At 66.5% G+C, this 14,654-nt stretch carries 20 protein-coding genes; 7 read left to right on the top strand and 13 right to left on the bottom strand.

The features are described 5' to 3' along the window. Positions 1 to 162: 162 nt before the first annotated feature. Together J1M81_RS24390 and mobF are read right to left on the bottom strand one after the other, a co-directional pair. A complete protein-coding gene (locus tag J1M81_RS24390; protein ID WP_052054813.1) occupies positions 163 to 543 on the bottom strand; it encodes a hypothetical protein in 381 nt (126 codons plus the stop codon). Positions 544 to 622: 79 nt separating this feature from the next. Then, positions 623 to 5,191: a MobF family relaxase gene (gene mobF, locus J1M81_RS24395; RefSeq protein ID WP_052054814.1), complete on the bottom strand. Its 4,569-nt coding sequence runs from the start codon at positions 5,189 to 5,191 to the stop codon at positions 623 to 625. 217 nt (positions 5,192 to 5,408) lie between these two features. Between mobF and J1M81_RS24400 the strand changes: the two genes are divergently transcribed. From J1M81_RS24400 to J1M81_RS24410, 3 genes are all read left to right on the top strand, one after another. Further along, complete coding sequence (locus tag J1M81_RS24400; RefSeq protein ID WP_032382532.1) at positions 5,409 to 5,711, top strand: hypothetical protein; 303 nt, start codon at positions 5,409 to 5,411, stop codon at positions 5,709 to 5,711. A 425-nt stretch (positions 5,712 to 6,136) separates the two neighbouring features. Beyond that, on the top strand, positions 6,137 to 6,655 hold the full coding sequence (locus J1M81_RS24405) for a hypothetical protein (RefSeq protein ID WP_032382533.1): 519 nt from the start codon (positions 6,137 to 6,139) through the stop codon (positions 6,653 to 6,655). Next, entirely contained in the window at positions 6,652 to 6,987 is a 336-nt protein-coding gene (locus J1M81_RS24410; RefSeq protein ID WP_032382534.1) for a hypothetical protein, read from the top strand. Before J1M81_RS24405 ends, J1M81_RS24410 begins: the two co-directional genes overlap by 4 nt. Before the next feature lie 294 nt (positions 6,988 to 7,281). On the opposite strand, the gene J1M81_RS27100 is transcribed toward J1M81_RS24410, so the two are convergent. Beyond that, entirely contained in the window at positions 7,282 to 7,335 is a 54-nt protein-coding gene (locus tag J1M81_RS27100) for a hypothetical protein (protein ID WP_371828179.1), read from the bottom strand. Positions 7,336 to 7,395: 60 nt separating this feature from the next. On the opposite strand from J1M81_RS27100, the gene J1M81_RS24420 reads away from it, so the two are divergent. Then, on the top strand, positions 7,396 to 7,914 hold the full coding sequence (locus J1M81_RS24420) for a hypothetical protein (RefSeq protein ID WP_032382536.1): 519 nt from the start codon (positions 7,396 to 7,398) through the stop codon (positions 7,912 to 7,914). Between the two features lie 114 nt (positions 7,915 to 8,028). Then, a complete protein-coding gene (locus J1M81_RS24425; RefSeq protein ID WP_206499023.1) occupies positions 8,029 to 8,274 on the top strand; it encodes a hypothetical protein in 246 nt (81 codons plus the stop codon). An 89-nt stretch (positions 8,275 to 8,363) separates the two neighbouring features. Here the strand turns inward: J1M81_RS24425 and J1M81_RS24430 are convergent, their stop codons facing one another. The 4 genes from J1M81_RS24430 to J1M81_RS24445 all read right to left on the bottom strand — a co-directional run bounded on the left by J1M81_RS24430 (position 8,364) and on the right by J1M81_RS24445 (position 10,393). Next, positions 8,364 to 9,218: a hypothetical protein gene (locus tag J1M81_RS24430; RefSeq protein ID WP_206499024.1), complete on the bottom strand. Its 855-nt coding sequence runs from the start codon at positions 9,216 to 9,218 to the stop codon at positions 8,364 to 8,366. Positions 9,219 to 9,303: 85 nt separating this feature from the next. Then, complete coding sequence (locus J1M81_RS24435; protein WP_206499025.1) at positions 9,304 to 9,900, bottom strand: DnaB-like helicase N-terminal domain-containing protein; 597 nt, start codon at positions 9,898 to 9,900, stop codon at positions 9,304 to 9,306. Between the two features lie 79 nt (positions 9,901 to 9,979). Beyond that, the gene (locus J1M81_RS24440) at positions 9,980 to 10,123 is read right to left on the bottom strand and encodes a hypothetical protein (RefSeq protein WP_155292904.1); all 144 of its coding nucleotides are present in this window, start codon (positions 10,121 to 10,123) and stop codon (positions 9,980 to 9,982) included. A gap of 36 nt (positions 10,124 to 10,159) precedes the next feature. Continuing rightward, positions 10,160 to 10,393 (bottom strand): glutaredoxin family protein, encoded by a 234-nt coding sequence (locus J1M81_RS24445; protein WP_206499026.1) that lies wholly within the window; start codon positions 10,391 to 10,393, stop codon positions 10,160 to 10,162. A 495-nt stretch (positions 10,394 to 10,888) separates the two neighbouring features. Between J1M81_RS24445 and J1M81_RS24450 the strand changes: the two genes are divergently transcribed. Continuing rightward, entirely contained in the window at positions 10,889 to 11,059 is a 171-nt protein-coding gene (locus J1M81_RS24450; RefSeq protein WP_206499027.1) for a hypothetical protein, read from the top strand. A gap of 181 nt (positions 11,060 to 11,240) precedes the next feature. On the opposite strand, the gene J1M81_RS24455 is transcribed toward J1M81_RS24450, so the two are convergent. The 3 genes from J1M81_RS24455 to J1M81_RS24465 are packed head-to-tail and all read right to left on the bottom strand — an operon-like array spanning position 11,241 to position 12,757. Next, positions 11,241 to 12,251: a DUF4192 domain-containing protein gene (locus J1M81_RS24455; protein WP_206499028.1), complete on the bottom strand. Its 1,011-nt coding sequence runs from the start codon at positions 12,249 to 12,251 to the stop codon at positions 11,241 to 11,243. Between the two features lie 51 nt (positions 12,252 to 12,302). Then, a complete protein-coding gene (locus tag J1M81_RS24460) occupies positions 12,303 to 12,443 on the bottom strand; it encodes a hypothetical protein (protein WP_155289018.1) in 141 nt (46 codons plus the stop codon). A gap of 35 nt (positions 12,444 to 12,478) precedes the next feature. After that, the gene (locus J1M81_RS24465; RefSeq protein WP_206499029.1) at positions 12,479 to 12,757 is read right to left on the bottom strand and encodes a hypothetical protein; all 279 of its coding nucleotides are present in this window, start codon (positions 12,755 to 12,757) and stop codon (positions 12,479 to 12,481) included. 535 nt (positions 12,758 to 13,292) lie between these two features. Between J1M81_RS24465 and J1M81_RS24470 the strand changes: the two genes are divergently transcribed. Next, on the top strand, positions 13,293 to 13,799 hold the full coding sequence (locus J1M81_RS24470; RefSeq protein ID WP_206499030.1) for a hypothetical protein: 507 nt from the start codon (positions 13,293 to 13,295) through the stop codon (positions 13,797 to 13,799). Positions 13,800 to 13,806: 7 nt separating this feature from the next. Here the strand turns inward: J1M81_RS24470 and J1M81_RS26745 are convergent, their stop codons facing one another. From J1M81_RS26745 to J1M81_RS24480, 3 genes are all read right to left on the bottom strand, one after another. After that, positions 13,807 to 13,929, bottom strand: a complete 123-nt coding sequence (locus J1M81_RS26745) for a hypothetical protein (protein ID WP_274611639.1) — start codon at positions 13,927 to 13,929, stop codon at positions 13,807 to 13,809. A gap of 106 nt (positions 13,930 to 14,035) precedes the next feature. Further along, positions 14,036 to 14,287, bottom strand: a complete 252-nt coding sequence (locus tag J1M81_RS24475; RefSeq protein WP_206499031.1) for a hypothetical protein — start codon at positions 14,285 to 14,287, stop codon at positions 14,036 to 14,038. Then, a complete protein-coding gene (locus J1M81_RS24480; RefSeq protein ID WP_206499032.1) occupies positions 14,284 to 14,526 on the bottom strand; it encodes a hypothetical protein in 243 nt (80 codons plus the stop codon). Before J1M81_RS24480 ends, J1M81_RS24475 begins: the two co-directional genes overlap by 4 nt. Between the last annotated feature and the right edge of the window lie 128 nt (positions 14,527 to 14,654).

Below are 14,654 nucleotides of genomic sequence, written 5' to 3' on the forward strand. Positions count from 1 at the left end.
TTGACTACCGTGAGCACGAGGCGTGCCTTTCCGCCAGCGCTGCAACGCTGACTTGATCAAGTGACTACCAGGATCATATTTACGGGAAGGCACGCCCTCCCTGATCCACAGGTCTTGATCATTCCTCGTGTCCAATGAGCGCACGCCGTTGCGCCACTGGGTCTACAGCTCGAACATTGTCAATTGGTCGCGGTGGTGCCGAGGTCGGTACTTCGCTCGCGGACGAGCATCGATACCGCCGGCCCGCAGCTCTGCATCGGTGACACCTAGCGATCGAGCGATCGCGATGTCGCGGACGGGCGCGAGACCGGCTCGATGTGCGAGCCCGATGCGTATCAAGACCCTCCGACGCTCAAGATCGCGGCCGTCGGCGGTATTTCGGTCGAGCCAGTTCGAGCGCCACGCATCCGATCCGGCGCGTGGTGACGCGAGCACACGGTCGGTGAGCCGATCGAGAAGCAGGTCCAGCTTCTCCAACAGCAGCTGCGCGAGATCGTCGAGCATCGGATCGGCCTGACGACTGGTCGGTAGATCGCCGGACATGCCCACACAGTAGGCCCTGGCACCGACAGCACTAGTCCCATTCGCCTCACAGGAGCGGCTATGACTGCGACCGTTGAAGCTACAGCCGCGGGCCGCGCCGCTGGTGTCCGTGTTCGATGTTCTGCTGCGCGATGGTGTGGTGGTGCTCGATGTTCTCGGCTTCGCGCTGTAGTCGCTGCTGTTCTTCGTGTTCGTCGCGTCGTTGTTGCTCGATGTGGTCGTGCAGGGTGTCGATGTTCGTGTGGACGGTGTTGTACGGCGCGTGCTCGGCCCGGTTCTCGGGTCGGTCGCCGGCGATCGAGGTGGTGTCGGTGACTTGGTAGCGGTCTCGGTAGGCGGCGATCTCAGCGGCGGTGCGATTCCATTCGGTCGCGAGGGCGTCGTCGTCGGGCCGCTGTTCGAGGCGGCGGGTGAATTCGAGGTCCGGGGTCGAGGCCGGGTCGGGGACGGCGGCGATCCGGTCGACGGCGGCGGCGTGCTCGGCGGCGATGTCGTCGTATCGGTTGTCGAGTTGCTCGCCCAGGACGGGATCGACGAGGTGGGCGTCGAGGTCCGGTGAGGGCACCCAGTGCGGTGCGTCCTGGTCGACCGGTGTCCGGTGTGTGGGCGCGATGTCGTCGAGTGCGTCGACGATCCCGCTGGCGAGGACGCCGGGGTGTGTGGCGGTGTGGATGTCGCGGCACAGCTCGTCGAGGTCGTAGCCGCCGTGTGCGGTCAGTTCCCGCATTCGGGCGATCGCGGTGTTCCATCGGGGATCGTCGCTGCGTGCTGCGGTGGCCATCGCGATCGGGAAGTGTCGGCGCATTGTGTCTTCGTGCTCGGCGAGCCACCTGGTGTTCGCGCGTTCGGCCGCGTCGGTGACGGCGGGTACTAGGTCTTTGATGAGAGCGCGGGCGGTGACGTCGTCGCCGCGTGTGGTCAGTTGCTGGGCGTGCCAGGCCAGTACCTCGCGGGGTTCGATTCCTGCGAGCGCTGCAGTCCGGAGGTGTCGGCCGAGGCGGTGCACACCGGGTTCGGCGAGGAGTCGTTCGGCGGTCGCGGGATCGAACGCGGCCTGGATGGGGCGCTGGACTCGCGCAGCGTCGAGTTCGGCGCGGGCAGCGTCGTAGTCGCGGATCCGCCGGCCGATGCCATTGGTCTCGGCCGGTGCCGGCCGAACGGTCGCGTAGCGGTCGGCGACGAGTCGGGCGTAATCGTCGAGCTCCTTGTCGGTGCCGGGTGTGCGCGGAGGGAGCGGGGGCAATTCGTGTTCCGGTCGCCCGGTAGCGCCGGCCACCGTGTCGATGTCGGTGGTGTTGGTGGTGTCGGTGGAGCTGCCTGCCTCGATGATCCGTGAGTTGAGCACTCTCGCGACGTCGCGTGCAGTGTGGAGCTCGCCGGCGGCGAGCGCGTCGACGAGAGCGCGGCGGGCACTGTCTCCGCGGTCGTGGATCTCGGCGAGGGTCGCACGCAGTGCTGCGAGGCTTCCGGGGTGTTCGGCCTGTGCGGTCGCCAGAAACGCTGCCGGCAGTGCCCGGTCGAGGACGGTGTCGAGCCAATGATCACGCAAGCGGGTGTGGGCGGCGAGGAATGCCTCGCGGAGCCGGTCCGGGCTGTTCGCGTGTTCGGCGGCGTCGCGTATCGCGGTGATCGCGGCCTTGTGGCCGTTGTCGTTGGCGAGGATGCGCGTGAGAACCTCGCGGGAGTTCGGAGTCTCGATCTCCGAGAGGTGCATTCCTTCGGTGTCGAGTGTGACCCCCGGTTCGACGGGCACGTACAGCTCGTTGTTGGTGCGCCCACGGGTCAGTGCGACGTAAAGCCCGGCTCTGTTGGTCGTCGCGCTCACGGCGGTGTGCGAGGTGTCGACAGTGATGCCTTGGCTGCGGTGCACGGTGGCGGCGTAGCCGAGTTCGGTCTTTCTGCGCACGTAGTCGGCCGGCAGGGTGATCGTGCCGTCGTGAGTCTTGCTGCGGACGGTCAGCGAGCCGTCGTCGCCCACGGCGGTGACGGTCCACAGGTCGCCGTTGCGGACGAACATGTTCCGCCGCCGACCGCCTTTGGTGCGCAGGGCGCGGGTGTTGCGGCGGGTCAGGATGGTGTCACCGACTCCGGCGTCGAGCTCGTCCGACAGTCTCACGGTGTGGACAGCGTCGGCGGCTCCGTGTCCACGGAAGTGGGCTTGGATCGCGAGGTTGACTTCGCGGACGTCGTCGCGGGTGGAGAGCATGACGATCGAGGACTTTCCTGCCCCGACGTCGGCGAGGTACGCCGATGCAGCGGCGTCCTTCATCTCGGCGGCGGTGCCGTCGTGGACCCAACCGCGGTCGTAGAACATGCCGAGACTGGCCGGGTCACCGTGCCGCAGATCGAGCGAGTTCTCGGCTTGTTCGGTGTCGTCGCCGAACCGCACGACGGTGGTCAGCTCGGGCGCACGAGTCTCTTCGGCGAGCAGACGGAGGGTGCCGCCGGTTTCGACGGCGTCGAGCTGGTTCGGGTCACCGAGCAGGCGCACGACCGCGCCTTTGGCTGCGGCGATCTCGGTGATGGCGGCGAGGTCTTTGGTCGAGGCGAGAGAGGCTTCGTCGACGAGCAACATCGCACCGGCAGGGATGTCGATGTGCTCGGGCAGCGTGCCCGCGTGTCCGCCGTCGACGCCGCGCCACGGGTAGGTCAGGGTGGCGAGAGTGTGTGCGGTGACGCCGATTTCTTCACCGAGGGTTTCCGCTGCGACGGCCGACGGGGCGAGGGCGATGACCTGATATCCGGCCTTCTTCCAGGTGTCGGTCACGGCTTTCATGGCGGTGGTCTTGCCGGTGCCGGCCGGTCCGATACCGACCGCAACGAGGGTGCCGCTCCCGACGAAATGTTCGGCGAGTTCGCGTTGCCCGGCGTTGAGGGTGCGCCCGTCCTTGCCTTTCGCGGCGGCGGTGATGACCTTGTCGAGCGCGGCCTGCGGGGCGATATACGCGACCGGGGTCTGAGCGGCGTCGAGCAGGGAACGTTCTGCGGACAGCACGCCGTGCGAGGTGTGCAGGGCGGTGCCCGGGCGGGTCAGGATGAACTCGCCGTCGCGGCGACGCAGCGCTGTCGGCGGTGCGGGCAGCTCGGGGAGCGGCATGTGCACCGAAGTTGCGAGGACACGGTCGACGACGGCGGCGGTGGCGGCACGGCGGGCGGTGTCGTCGGTGAACGCGACGGCGGCGAAGTTCGCATCGACCGCGGAGTGGACGTGGGTGATCGCCCAGTTCGATCGCGCGTTCTCCAACCGTTCGACCACGCGGGCCGCTTCGATGTCGAGCGAGTCGAGCGGGCGCATGTGCTCGCCCACTCCCCGGATGCCGGAGGCATGGGCCTGCTGGATCTGCTGCCACTGCGCGGCAAGTGCGTCGACGCCTGCGGGTGTGCCGAGGATCTGCGCGGACCGGGTGAGCCAGTCGTTCTGCATCTCGCGCAGCGTCTGCGGTTCCTGTTTGCCGGCGCGGGTGTCGAGGTTGGCCTGTTGGTAGAGCGAGTACATCGCTTTCGGGGACGGCATCCGACCGTGTTCGGCGCGGTACTCGGCGACGAGCTGGTCTCTGCGTGTTTCGATCTGGCTGCGGCGTGAGGAGAACATCTCGCACAGCTCACGCGGGACCTGCTCGATTTCGACGACGTCCTGCCGACCGTGGCCGGTGGAGCGGGCGGCGAGGGAGAAACCGAGTTCGGTGTGCAGCTTGGACATGATGGTGGCGTTGTAGCGCTGCGAGGCCGGCACCGCGTACCGGTGCAGGATCGACCCGTCGAGGGCGCGCCATTTGCCGTCGGATTCGGTGCAGACCTTGATCGAGACGACGGCGTGGGTGTGCAGGTTCGGATCCCCGGCGCGGGAGTCGTAGTGGTCGTAGAGGGTCGCGACCAGACCGGTGGTGTCCTGGACTTCCTGGCTGGTGTTGCCGGTGCGGGTGAAGCACGCTTCCTTCTCGATCCAGCCGAGGGCGTCGGTGACGGTCTCTTTGTGGATGCGCTCGATTTCTCGGCGGGTGCCGTCGTCGGCGAGCGCCCACATCACCGACACGCTTTTCGGTGGGGTGAACACCAGGTCGTAGCCGGCCACTGGCTGGCGGACGCGGGACTTCTGCGCGCTGATCCACGAGCGGAGCTCGCGCTGATCTTCCGGCGGTCGGCCGTGGCCGTCGGTGAACAACCGGGTGCCGACCTCGTCCATGATCTGCTGCGACTGCGCTTTCGACGGCGCGTGCCCGTGCTCGCTGCGGAACTCCCCTACCGCTGCCTTGTGCTCGCGGAGCAGTTCGATGTCGTTGGAGAATTCGGGGAATTTACGGCCGAGTCGGGCCGCTTTGAGCGCGGCCTTCTCGTTCGCGCCCTGGGTAATTGAATTTTCGATCAACGCCGAGGCGTTCGGATGCAGCCCGCTACCGAACAGTGCTTTCATCTGCGGCTCGGACACCTGCCCACCGCCGGTGATCGAGCTGGCCGCAGTCGGGTCGATCCCGGCCTGCATCTGCTCGAGATTGTCCAGGCCGGCACCGAACCAGACACCCGGCGGTGTGCCGTGCGCGGTGTAGTAATCGGTCAGATCTTGGCCGTGCTCCCGTTCGCGGTCAGCGGTGGCCACCTGCTTGGTCAGGTACTCGTAGCCATCGCCCGCGTGCAGTACGTGGAGCGTCATCACACCGCCACCCTAGACGCCGCAGGCGGGCAGGCGGAAGGCCGGAACCCCCCCAAAGTCTGAAATTCAGCAAGAGGTGTGTAGATCATCTAGGCTTTTGGCAGGCGAAGCCTGTGTGCAGTAAAGCCCAGGCCTCAGGACGGTCAGCCAGGTCAGAGACTGAGGGGCGGTTCGGAACTAGGTCGAAGGTGTCAGAAGATGAAGGGGCAACGGGGTCATGGGGTCGACAGGCGATCGGGTAGCCGCCCGTGAGCGCGGATGGCAGAAAGCCACCCGCGCAGCGGGTACAGCGGTGCGGGAGCGTGAGAGCGCTGCGCGGCGATTCGCTGCAGCGCGGGCACAACGGGACGCCGCCGAACAGGTGATGGCTGCCGAGTTGGAACGGCTGTCGACGTCAGAGGGATCTGTGCCCCGTGCGGCGGAGCTGGTCGGCGTGGAGCTGGTAGAGGCCGAGCGGCTGATGTCCGCGCGTCGGATCGTCAGAGCTGTTCCTGAGAGCGATGACTCGACGTCGTCGTGAGCACCCCACTGTCGGAACCTCGACGGGACCACCGGACGAGCCCTCGCCCGCCGGCCATACGTGAGCACCGTGTGGGTGCGATGTCCCCTATCTGTGTGTCCGGCCCCGATTGTGGGTGCCTGAGATCGAGCGGAGCGGTGGGAGGAATCTCGGGCATCCACATGAGGATGAAGGCCGGTGCACAGTTGGGGGCACCGCACCAGATCCCCTCCCTCGTCGATGACTCCCCCGCCGAGCCGTGCACCGGTCGGTCAGGTAGGTCGTCTCGCCCGTCCGCTGTCGTCAGCGACGCCCGGGCGGTAGAGTTCGCAGTGCGTTCTGGCGGTGCCGTGTGGGCCCTCCGCCGAACGTCAATCACGTGCACCCTCACCGACTCTCCCCGTGTCTGCGGGCGGTCGGTTCGACGAGAAAGGCCCACACACACCATGACTGTCACCCCGTTGGACAAGGACGCGATCCGCGCGGCCGCCGAAGCAGCGATCAACGAGCGCATCGCCAAGGTCGAGGCGATCACCGACGCGCAGCAGAAGGTCGTCGAGGCCGAAGCCGACGACGCGAAAGCGCGTGCCGCCGCCGACGCGGCAATCAAGGAAGCCCAGGCCGCGAAACGGTCCTCGGCCAAGTCCGTCGAGAAGGCCAAGGACGCGGTCACAGCCGCGTTGCGGGCCGCGCTCGACGGCGGATGGACGGCGCAGCAGTTGCGGGAAATGGGGTTGACGGTGCCGACTTCTGTCATCGCGTCCCCGAAGCCGGCCTCGACGGGATCGGGACGCAAGAGGCGGCCGGTGCGCATCGGTGTTGCGAGCACCGCCACCGACTCGGACAAGCCCAGTTCGGGCGAGTCGCCCGACGCCGCTACTCCCCCGCATACCGACCCCGCACCGAACTCCGAGACACCGCCTGCGGCGCAGGAGTTCGCCTCCGCCGGGCAGGGTGCGCAGTGAGCGCCCTGGGCGAGCTCGGCGTCGTCGTGTCGAACTCGGTCGGGCCCGACCCGGCGACGTTCGCGGCGTCGATCGCCTACGCCGACAGTGCCGGTGAGCCGGGAGCACCAGTTGCGTACGGAGAGTTCTTCACCTTGCTCGACGCAACCCAGTTCGTCGTCACCCAATCCTGGGTACTGGCGATCACCCGCGAGCAGGCACACCTCGCCGCGACGATCGTGCGCGGCGGTCCGGTCGACACCGGACTGCACCTGCTCGATGCAGCCGGGACGCCGACGGAGATCTCCGACGCCGTCGGACAGCTGTTGATGGATCAGGCGGGTGCGCGATGACCGGCGAACACCGTGAGACGGACCTGAGCGAGTCCGACGTGTTGGAGCTCGACATCCTTGCGCTGCTGCAAACCGCGGAGGCGAACGAGGCGTTCAACACCTACGGCCCTCTCATCACCACGCGGACCGCGCCGCAGTTCGCGGACCTGTTGCGGATGATCAACGCTCTCGCGGCCGGCGGCGACTTCGAGGCGGCGATCGACGCGGAAGTGTTCGCGGCCGTGCGCTCCCCCGTCGACATCTCGCGGTTGGAGAAGTTCGGAGTGTTCAACACCTCGGACCCGGTCCTCAAACTCACCGCCGTGCAGACGCTCCGGACGATCCACGACGCCGAGACAGTACCAGCATCACCAGAAGCGCAGTCGCCGGCTCCGGGAGACGTTAGGTGATGGTCGGCGGGCCGGGTCAATGCCGGAACCGTTAGGTATCGGCGGGGCAACAGAACTCACGCGGTTCGAGCGCTACATCGTGCGCGGACCGCGCGATGATTCGTGTGCGATCTGGGTCGGCGCGATCGCCGATGACGGGTACGGCCGGTTCTGGTTGATGCGCGATGGCCGGCAGCGAGTGGTGCGCCCGCACCGGTACGCGTTGGCCCGCGCTCTCGGCGTCCCGCTCACCGACGAGGTGACGGCATTGCACCTGTGCGACAACCCGATCTGTGTACGGGTCACCCTCGATCCGCACGCGGCCGCGGGCGGGTTCGGCGTCCGTCACGTCGTCGATGGGACGCAGTCACAGAACCTGCTCGACATGGGAGCCAAGGGCCGCGGGGGTGGCAGGCGTCAGCGCGGGCTTTGGTACGGACCCGATCGGGTCGCGAGAGCGGCGCGGTCGCGGCGGCTACGCGATGCGGTGCGCGGTGGGTGGGACGAGGACGCTGTTCGTGCTGCGTTGCTCGATGAGGCTGCCCCGACGCTGTTCTGAGTCCTGAACGTGCGCGGGCGGTGATGGTCGGTCGGTTGTGGCACCGACTGTGTCGGTGGGTGGGTGTGTACTGACAGCCAATCGAAGACCGGTCGCGTCGAAACGTCTGCGCGAGTGAACGACACGAGGAAGGAAGGGGTGGTTCGATTGGCTGTGTATCTCGTGGCCGGTGCGATCCTGGCGTACGTCGTGCTGCGGTCCGGACAGCGAGCGGACGGCACGTGGAAATTCGCGCCGTTGCGCGCGACGGGAATGCTCGCCAGTGGGGTGTTCCGGATCGTGGTGTTCGTGGCCGTGTTCGCGTTCGCGCTCACGCTCGGGGCATTGTTCAGCTCCGGCCGCAGTACGTTCATGCCCTAGCCTGCGTCCTTCTCGGCGACATCGACTGCCCGATAGATGAACCCCCGGCCACACACTGTGGTCGGGGGTTTCTGCTGTCCGGCGGGGTTCTAGTGTTGGGGCCAGCCGCGGACGAGCTTGTCGGTGCTCGAATGCACGGCATTGAAGGCGTCGACGAGGTACGTCAGCCACGACGCTGCGGTCTCCGGATTCGGGACCAGCGTGGAGGGGACGGCGTTCTGTTCCTCGTCGGAGAGCTCGTTGAAGTCGGCGGGGTAGTCGGTGGTGTCACCGTCGACGATGTTCGGTGCGCCGTCGATCTCGTAGGTGATCACGAATTGGAGCTCGTGCCGGTTCGGGGCGGTGAACTCGGCCGACAGTGCGAGCTCGCCCCACAGTCGCCGGTCGTAGGTGACGGCCCCGGAGTTGATCGCGGCCTGCAGCAGCCAGTGCGGAGTCCACAATGCCTGCGCGCTGCCCGGTTCGGGCCACTCGAAGTCGTCGTCGAGCACGTCGGCTTTGGCGAGGTCGAGGGTGAGTAGCGGCGCGGCCGGCGCGTGGGTTCCGTCGGCGGTGGGTGCGGTCATGGCCGGTGCCTCCAGGGTGTCGGTGTGGGTGTGGGTGACGATGAGGACGCCGAGGTCGGTGCCGATGTTCGCACTGTCCCCAAGAGCGTCGAGCAGCCGTTCGGCCAGGGTTGCGGCGTCCGCAGCGCGGTAGGTGCCCAGGGTGCTCCACGTCGCGGCGTCGTAAGAGGTTTCCGATGCCGAGCACACCTGCACGGTCAGCGCGCCGCTACCGGTCGGGACGCGCTCGAGGTCGCCGGACGCGTCGACGACAGCAGCGATCTGCTCGCGGATGTGCACGGGCAGATTCGGATCGACAGCGGCACCAACGGTGGGTGCGTTCGTGCGGTCCGGCGCGTCGTGTGGCGGCCGTTCGGCGTGCTCACCTGTCTCTGTCACTGTCCTCGTCTTTCGGTTGTGGCCAGCTAGCACCGTAGTGCCCTCGGCGTCGTCGACGCGCCCACCGGTGCCCGTGCGGGTTCGTTCAGGATGTCGGTGGTTGCCGAAAGCTGTTGAGCCTGTTGAACGCTGCCCGCTGCCGGGTGCCGAGTTCGACCATGTAGTCGAACAGGTCGGCTTCGGGTGCTTCTTCGGCGGCCTGAGCCAGTCGTTGGCCCGCGATGTGGAAGCTGCGGCGGTAGGACTGGGACAGGACGTTGTCGGCGTAGTGCACGGCCGCGACGGAGTGTGCGCCGGCGGTGACGATGCCCATGAGGCGTTTGCGTAGCGGTGCGTCTTTGGCTCCGTCGGCTCCGGATCGGATGAGTGCACCGGTGACGGAGGCGAAGTCGTGGGGTTGGCCGGCGGCGATGAGGTCGACGATGTGGCCGTACATGCGTGCGTGCGCGGGATCCTCGAAGTCCGCCGCAGTAAGCGTGCTGGTGATCCGCTCGATGTCGGTTCCATCGGCGCTCTGGTTACGCACGTCCATCAGGGCGCACAGGAGCATCGCTTCGGGGTCGGTGGCCGGGTCGTAGCCGGGTTCGACCGACGTATCGAGGTCCTCGACGGGTGCAAGGTCCGCGCGTGCCTGCGCTGCCGGGTCGTCGCCGGGTGTGGGGACTGCGCGTAATGCGTTCATCGTGGGCCTCGCGTTCGGTTCGTGTCGGACGTCGTACCGGTGGGACAGTGCTACCGGCTGTGGTGCATCGCGTCGGTGATCAGGATGCGGCTTTGTCGATGTCGTTGTGCTCGCTGTCGGCATGGTCGGCCTGGCGTGTTGTGGGGTGTTCTGCGGTGAGCTCGGCGTCGATCTGGCGGTCGATGTAGTCGGGGTCAGGGGTGTAGGCGGGCACGAGTCGCATGGCGGGGCCTCTTCTGTGTTTGTGGATTTGTGGGTTTCAGGCGGCGCTGAGTTCGTTCAAGGCATCGATCTGAAACCCGCTGAAGTGGTGGTTGTCGTCGACGTAGACGACGGGGGTCTGTCGGTAGCCGAGTTCGTCGGTGATGAAGCGGTAGGCGTCGGGGTCCTCGGTGACGTCGACAATTCGGTAGTTCACCTTCTTCCTATCCAGGAAGATTTTGGTTGCGCTGCAAGGATCGCATTGCGGTTTGGTATACACGGTGATCGGCATAGCTTTCCCCTTTTCGGAATTGCTTGCGTTGACTTCTATTCTACGTCAATAGCGGCGTTTATACCAGCTCTGATACGACATCAATATCGTCCATTTATGGTGCTGCACTTGCGGTTTCATTGCTTACTCTGACAGTACTGCTTACTTTTCAGGGCAATTGCAATATGGTTATAGGGCACCTCCTCTGCCCCTTTTCTTACTGCGTTCTTTTCGCTTCCGGCTGGCGCGGAAAAGAGACGCGGCGCACGGCGTCGACGGTCAATGCCTGGCCAGTGCGAGTGTTCGCCGGGGAGCGCAGCGAGTGCGGGTCGGGCGAACAGTCGTGCTGAGTCCTGTGGGCCGAAGCGTGAGCGGAGCCAGGGGTTGATCCGGGAGATGACGGGTGATGCATTCTCGTTGCGCAGTCAGACGGGCCGAAAAGAACCTCACCTTGTCGTCGCGGCGCGGAGCTCGTCGCGGTGGCTGTGTTCGTGCTGGTCGGTAGGGTGCTGGGGTATGGAGCGCTCGCGGATCGAACATGCCTTGTCCAAAGCTGTGGTGAACGCTGAGCCGCCGCCGTCGGAGCTGGCGCTCGATGCGATCGTGGCCGGTGTTCGGGTCGAGGACACCCGTCCACCCGCCGCCCACGTCGATATGGTGTGGCCGGCCAGTCCGACGTCCCTCTGAGCGCTGTTCCGCTCTTTCTCTGCCACGTCTGACTCGCCGCACCCGCCTGCCCTTCTGTCGTTGCTGCGGGTGGCGCGTTTGTCGGTGTGAGGGCTCGATGCCCGATGCACCGGCCCCGCGCCCGCGCCCTGGCTGCCGGGCGTGGCCACCTCGAACCGGTGGCCACGCTCGGCTGCGGGTGTCAGGTGTAGCTCTGCACTGCGCCGATGTGGGCGGCGATGTAGTCGGAGGTGATGACTCCGCCGATCCCCCTGACCTCTTCCGGCGGCATTCCGGCGTTGAGGACGCGGAGGAGAATCCCCGTCAGGCTCGGCAGCGGCACGTTGGCTCGTTCGGCGGTGCGTTCGGCGGCCTGTAGTGCTCCGTGAGCTGCTGCGCCGTCGCCGGTGCAGTACACGAAGTAGGCAGCGATGGTGAGGGCGTTCGCGCGGGCGGTGCCGCGCAGCGGGGCTGCGATGCGGGTGAACGCGTCGGCTGCGTCGGCGTCTCCGTGGATGGACATGGCCAGGAACGCGTCTCGGACTTCGAGGTGCCCGGTGGCCAGTGCCAGGCCGACGCGGGCGGTGAGGTCGGCGCTGGGAATTTCGCGGGCGTGGATGACAGCAGCGAGCTCGTCGAAGGTGACGGGCAGGAAGTCGGCACCCATCGTGGCGGCGGCGGCGAGGGCGAGGGCTTCGGGAATCTCCGTGGTGGGGGCGTATCGGGCCTCGAGGTCGGCGCGTGATGCTGCGATGACGGCTCCGTCTGCGGTGCGGGCGGTCGCGAGTGCGGTGGTGGCGGGGTCGGGGATGGTGCCGTCGGTGAAGCGGTCGAGGTCGGTGAAGGTCGTTCCTGCGGTGAGACTGTAGGTGTGCAGGGCGCGGATGGTTCGGATTCCGGCGGCGGCGAGCGCGCCGCGGATGGCGTCGAGTCCGAGCAGGGCTACGCCTGCGTGGGTGGTGTCGGCGATGGCTGCGAGGATGACGGCGGTGATGGGGGTGTTCTGCCTGGTGAGCGCGTCGGTGATGATGCCTGCGGCGGCTTCGGCCTGATGGGCGTCGACGCGGGCGGTGGGCGCGACGAGGTGGGAGCCGTTCCCGTCGTCGGCCAGGGCGATGATGACGACGGAGTTGTCGGGGGTGTAGCCGAGCAGGGCGGGGATGGCGGCGAGGGTGTCGGCGGCGGTGGTGAGGGACATGCGGTGTTGGGTCATGGCGAAAGCCTTTCGAGAGTGTGTGCGGGATGGGTTGGGGTAGCGCGGTTTTCAGTGGCGGAGTTCGCGGCGTGCGGTGCGGCGGTCGCGCCGTGCACTGGCGCGTTTGACGGTGCGGCGAACTTTCCGGCTGCCGTGGCGATGGACGATGATGTCGATTTCGTCGGCGGTGGTGGGGTGTTGTGCTCGCATGACGGTCCTTCCCTGTGGTTGGTTGCTGCTGGGTCTCACCGTGTGCGGGTGAGGTTGCGCAGGAAGCGGCGGATTCTTTCGGTGATGGACGGCGGGCCGGGGACGGTTACGTCGAACCAGTCGATGGTGTGCTCGTAGCAGGTGGGGCAGTCGTGGTCTTCGCATGGCGAGCTGTCGGGAGCGCCGCGTGTGTCTTCGTTGATGCACGGGAGGTCGGGGATGGCACCTGCGGGGCAGTCGTAGTCGCGGCAGTCGCATAGCGCGCCTGCGTAGAGCCGGTTGTTCTTGATTGCTGCGTAGTAGTCCTCGTGCATGACGGGCCTCTTCCCTCTCGACTGGTGGCCGGACCTGCTGCCCTGCCAATTTCTTTGTGCCGTGGTGGCTGGGGAGAGAAGTCAGCGCACGGGGCCGGAGCGTCAAGGGTCGGGCCGAAAAGTTTTCAGCCGGAGGCGTTTTGAAAAGTTTTCGGAGCCCTTGGGCCGGGAGCGCAGCGGACGCCGGCGGTTGATGCGGAGGTCACGGGTGATGAATGCTCGGAGAAGCCACCTACGTCACAAAGAAAATTGATTCTTTTCGCTCTTTTGAGTGCGGAGCGCAGCGGAGTTCGATTCGGTGCAGCCCGTAGGGGTGCGTGTGGCCCGCCAAGGGTCTGCCTGTGAACGTGGCCGGCCTCGGGTGGTGGGACGCGAGCGCCGCCGGCGCTGGTGCTCTCCGGCGGCGTGGTGTGGGGTACGGCTGGTAGGTGATTGTGCGGGAGCGACGGAGGGTGACCGGGCTTGGTGTCGCGGTAGCTCGTGGTGTGTCGGTCACGTGCTCAGCCTGGCTGCGTGACCGTGTAAAGATCACCCCATGTGGCAATTCCTGGCGCAGGCGAACGACGCCGCCCCGAGCATTCTGGAACGCTTCGGCCCCGTATTCGTACCGGCTGGGGTCATTCTGGCGGCCATCATTGCTGGATCGTTCACCATCCGCAACGCGCGTAAGACGCCGCACGAGCAGCTCAAGACCCTGGTGGAGATCCGGGAGAAGCTACATGTGGTCGATACGCACGTCATCGATGCCGCAATCGATCGAGAGCTCGAGAAGATCGATCGACTGTATTCCGCACGCACGCGTGGTGTTTGGAGTGGATTGAACGAGGCGGTCAAGCAGGCTTTGGAAGTCACGTACGGGGGAGGACTGCTCGGTGCGGTGGCCGCCGGGGTTGCGGAGCTGATCTATGCGACCGCGTCTGGTGTTCAGAAAGTCATCGGTGGTGTGGCTCGGGTGCTGGTTGGCGAGCAGTCACCTCGGCGCGAGGACAAGGATGCGGCGATGAGACATGACAACGACGAAGAGGACCGCCCCGCACAATGAACCGGGCCTAATTGTCGCTGCCGAAGAACCACCAGGTGAGGGTGATTGCGGTGGCGGCCGCGAGAACGAACAGCAGTGCATTCATCCAGTGGGGGTTGCCGGTGTCGATGTAGGTCAGCGCGTGCGCCATGGGTGCCGCTCCCCTCTTCGTCGTGTGTCGAGAAGTGTCCGGCTGCTGGGGCGTCCAGTGTGTCACTGCCCCGGTGGGGTCTCAGTGCTTTCGGGGGGCTGTTCTGTCAGGTGGTGACGGGTACGAGGGGGTCTGGTTTGACGAGGTAGGGGTAGACGCCGGGGCCTGGTGTTTCGTTTTCGACGAGGATGAGGCCCTCGGGTTGGATGTCGCGTACGACGACGATGCCGGGTGCGCCGGGTGCGAGGTGGTAGCGGTCGCCGATGTTCACGGTTCCTCCTGTGCTTGCGGTGGTGTGGACTGATTGTCGGTGCTCGAGGCCGATCCAGATGGCTACTGCGGTGGTGGTGTCGGTCATGTGATGGGTGTGATGGCGGCGGCGGGGCACCATTGCCGGTCGAGGTCGAGTCGGCCTTTCTTGTTGCCGGTGGGGATCGAAAACGACACTTGCGCAAGCCAATCACCGGTCCCGGTCCGTGCCCAGGCGTACAGGGTTCCATCGACGATGCTGTCCATGGCCAAGCCCTCGGCCCGGACTTTCAAGGGTGTGGTGTCGCGGAATCCTCCGCTTCCGGATCGCCCGATGGCGAGCGCCACATTTTGTGCACGGATGGACAGATGTCCACGTACTGTTGCCCACCATGCCGAGACCTGGTTGGCGTGTTTGTATCACTCCACACGAGTTGGTGCCGCGGCCAGCGGTGCCGGACACAAATTTGGAGTGG

It is taken from the genome of Rhodococcus sp. KRD175, from assembly GCF_017168275.1.
In the GTDB taxonomy this organism is placed as follows: domain Bacteria; phylum Actinomycetota; class Actinomycetes; order Mycobacteriales; family Mycobacteriaceae; genus Rhodococcoides; species Rhodococcoides fascians.

Bases quoted from the DNA above. Each gene is read 5' to 3' on its own strand.
- J1M81_RS24440 (WP_155292904.1), bottom strand. From the start codon at position 10,123: ATGCGACTCGTGCCCGCCTACACCCCTGACCCCGACTACATCGACCGC.
- J1M81_RS24465 (WP_206499029.1), bottom strand. From the start codon at position 12,757: ATGCACGAGGACTACTACGCAGCAATCAAGAACAACCGGCTCTACGCA.
- J1M81_RS24445 (WP_206499026.1), bottom strand. From the start codon at position 10,393: ATGCCGATCACCGTGTATACCAAACCGCAATGCGATCCTTGCAGCGCA.
- J1M81_RS24455 (WP_206499028.1), bottom strand. From the start codon at position 12,251: ATGACCCAACACCGCATGTCCCTCACCACCGCCGCCGACACCCTCGCC.
- J1M81_RS24475 (WP_206499031.1), bottom strand. From the start codon at position 14,287: ATGACCGACACCACCACCGCAGTAGCCATCTGGATCGGCCTCGAGCAC.
- J1M81_RS24460 (WP_155289018.1), bottom strand. From the start codon at position 12,443: ATGCGAGCACAACACCCCACCACCGCCGACGAAATCGACATCATCGTC.
- J1M81_RS24450 (WP_206499027.1), top strand. From the start codon at position 10,889: ATGGAGCGCTCGCGGATCGAACATGCCTTGTCCAAAGCTGTGGTGAAC.
- mobF (WP_052054814.1), bottom strand. From the start codon at position 5,191: ATGACGCTCCACGTACTGCACGCGGGCGATGGCTACGAGTACCTGACC.
- J1M81_RS24470 (WP_206499030.1), top strand. From the start codon at position 13,293: ATGTGGCAATTCCTGGCGCAGGCGAACGACGCCGCCCCGAGCATTCTG.
- J1M81_RS24400 (WP_032382532.1), top strand. From the start codon at position 5,409: ATGGGGTCGACAGGCGATCGGGTAGCCGCCCGTGAGCGCGGATGGCAG.
- J1M81_RS26745 (WP_274611639.1), bottom strand. From the start codon at position 13,929: ATGGCGCACGCGCTGACCTACATCGACACCGGCAACCCCCACTGGATG.
- J1M81_RS24420 (WP_032382536.1), top strand. From the start codon at position 7,396: ATGCCGGAACCGTTAGGTATCGGCGGGGCAACAGAACTCACGCGGTTC.
- J1M81_RS24405 (WP_032382533.1), top strand. From the start codon at position 6,137: ATGACTGTCACCCCGTTGGACAAGGACGCGATCCGCGCGGCCGCCGAA.
- J1M81_RS24435 (WP_206499025.1), bottom strand. From the start codon at position 9,900: ATGAACGCATTACGCGCAGTCCCCACACCCGGCGACGACCCGGCAGCG.
- J1M81_RS24390 (WP_052054813.1), bottom strand. From the start codon at position 543: ATGTCCGGCGATCTACCGACCAGTCGTCAGGCCGATCCGATGCTCGAC.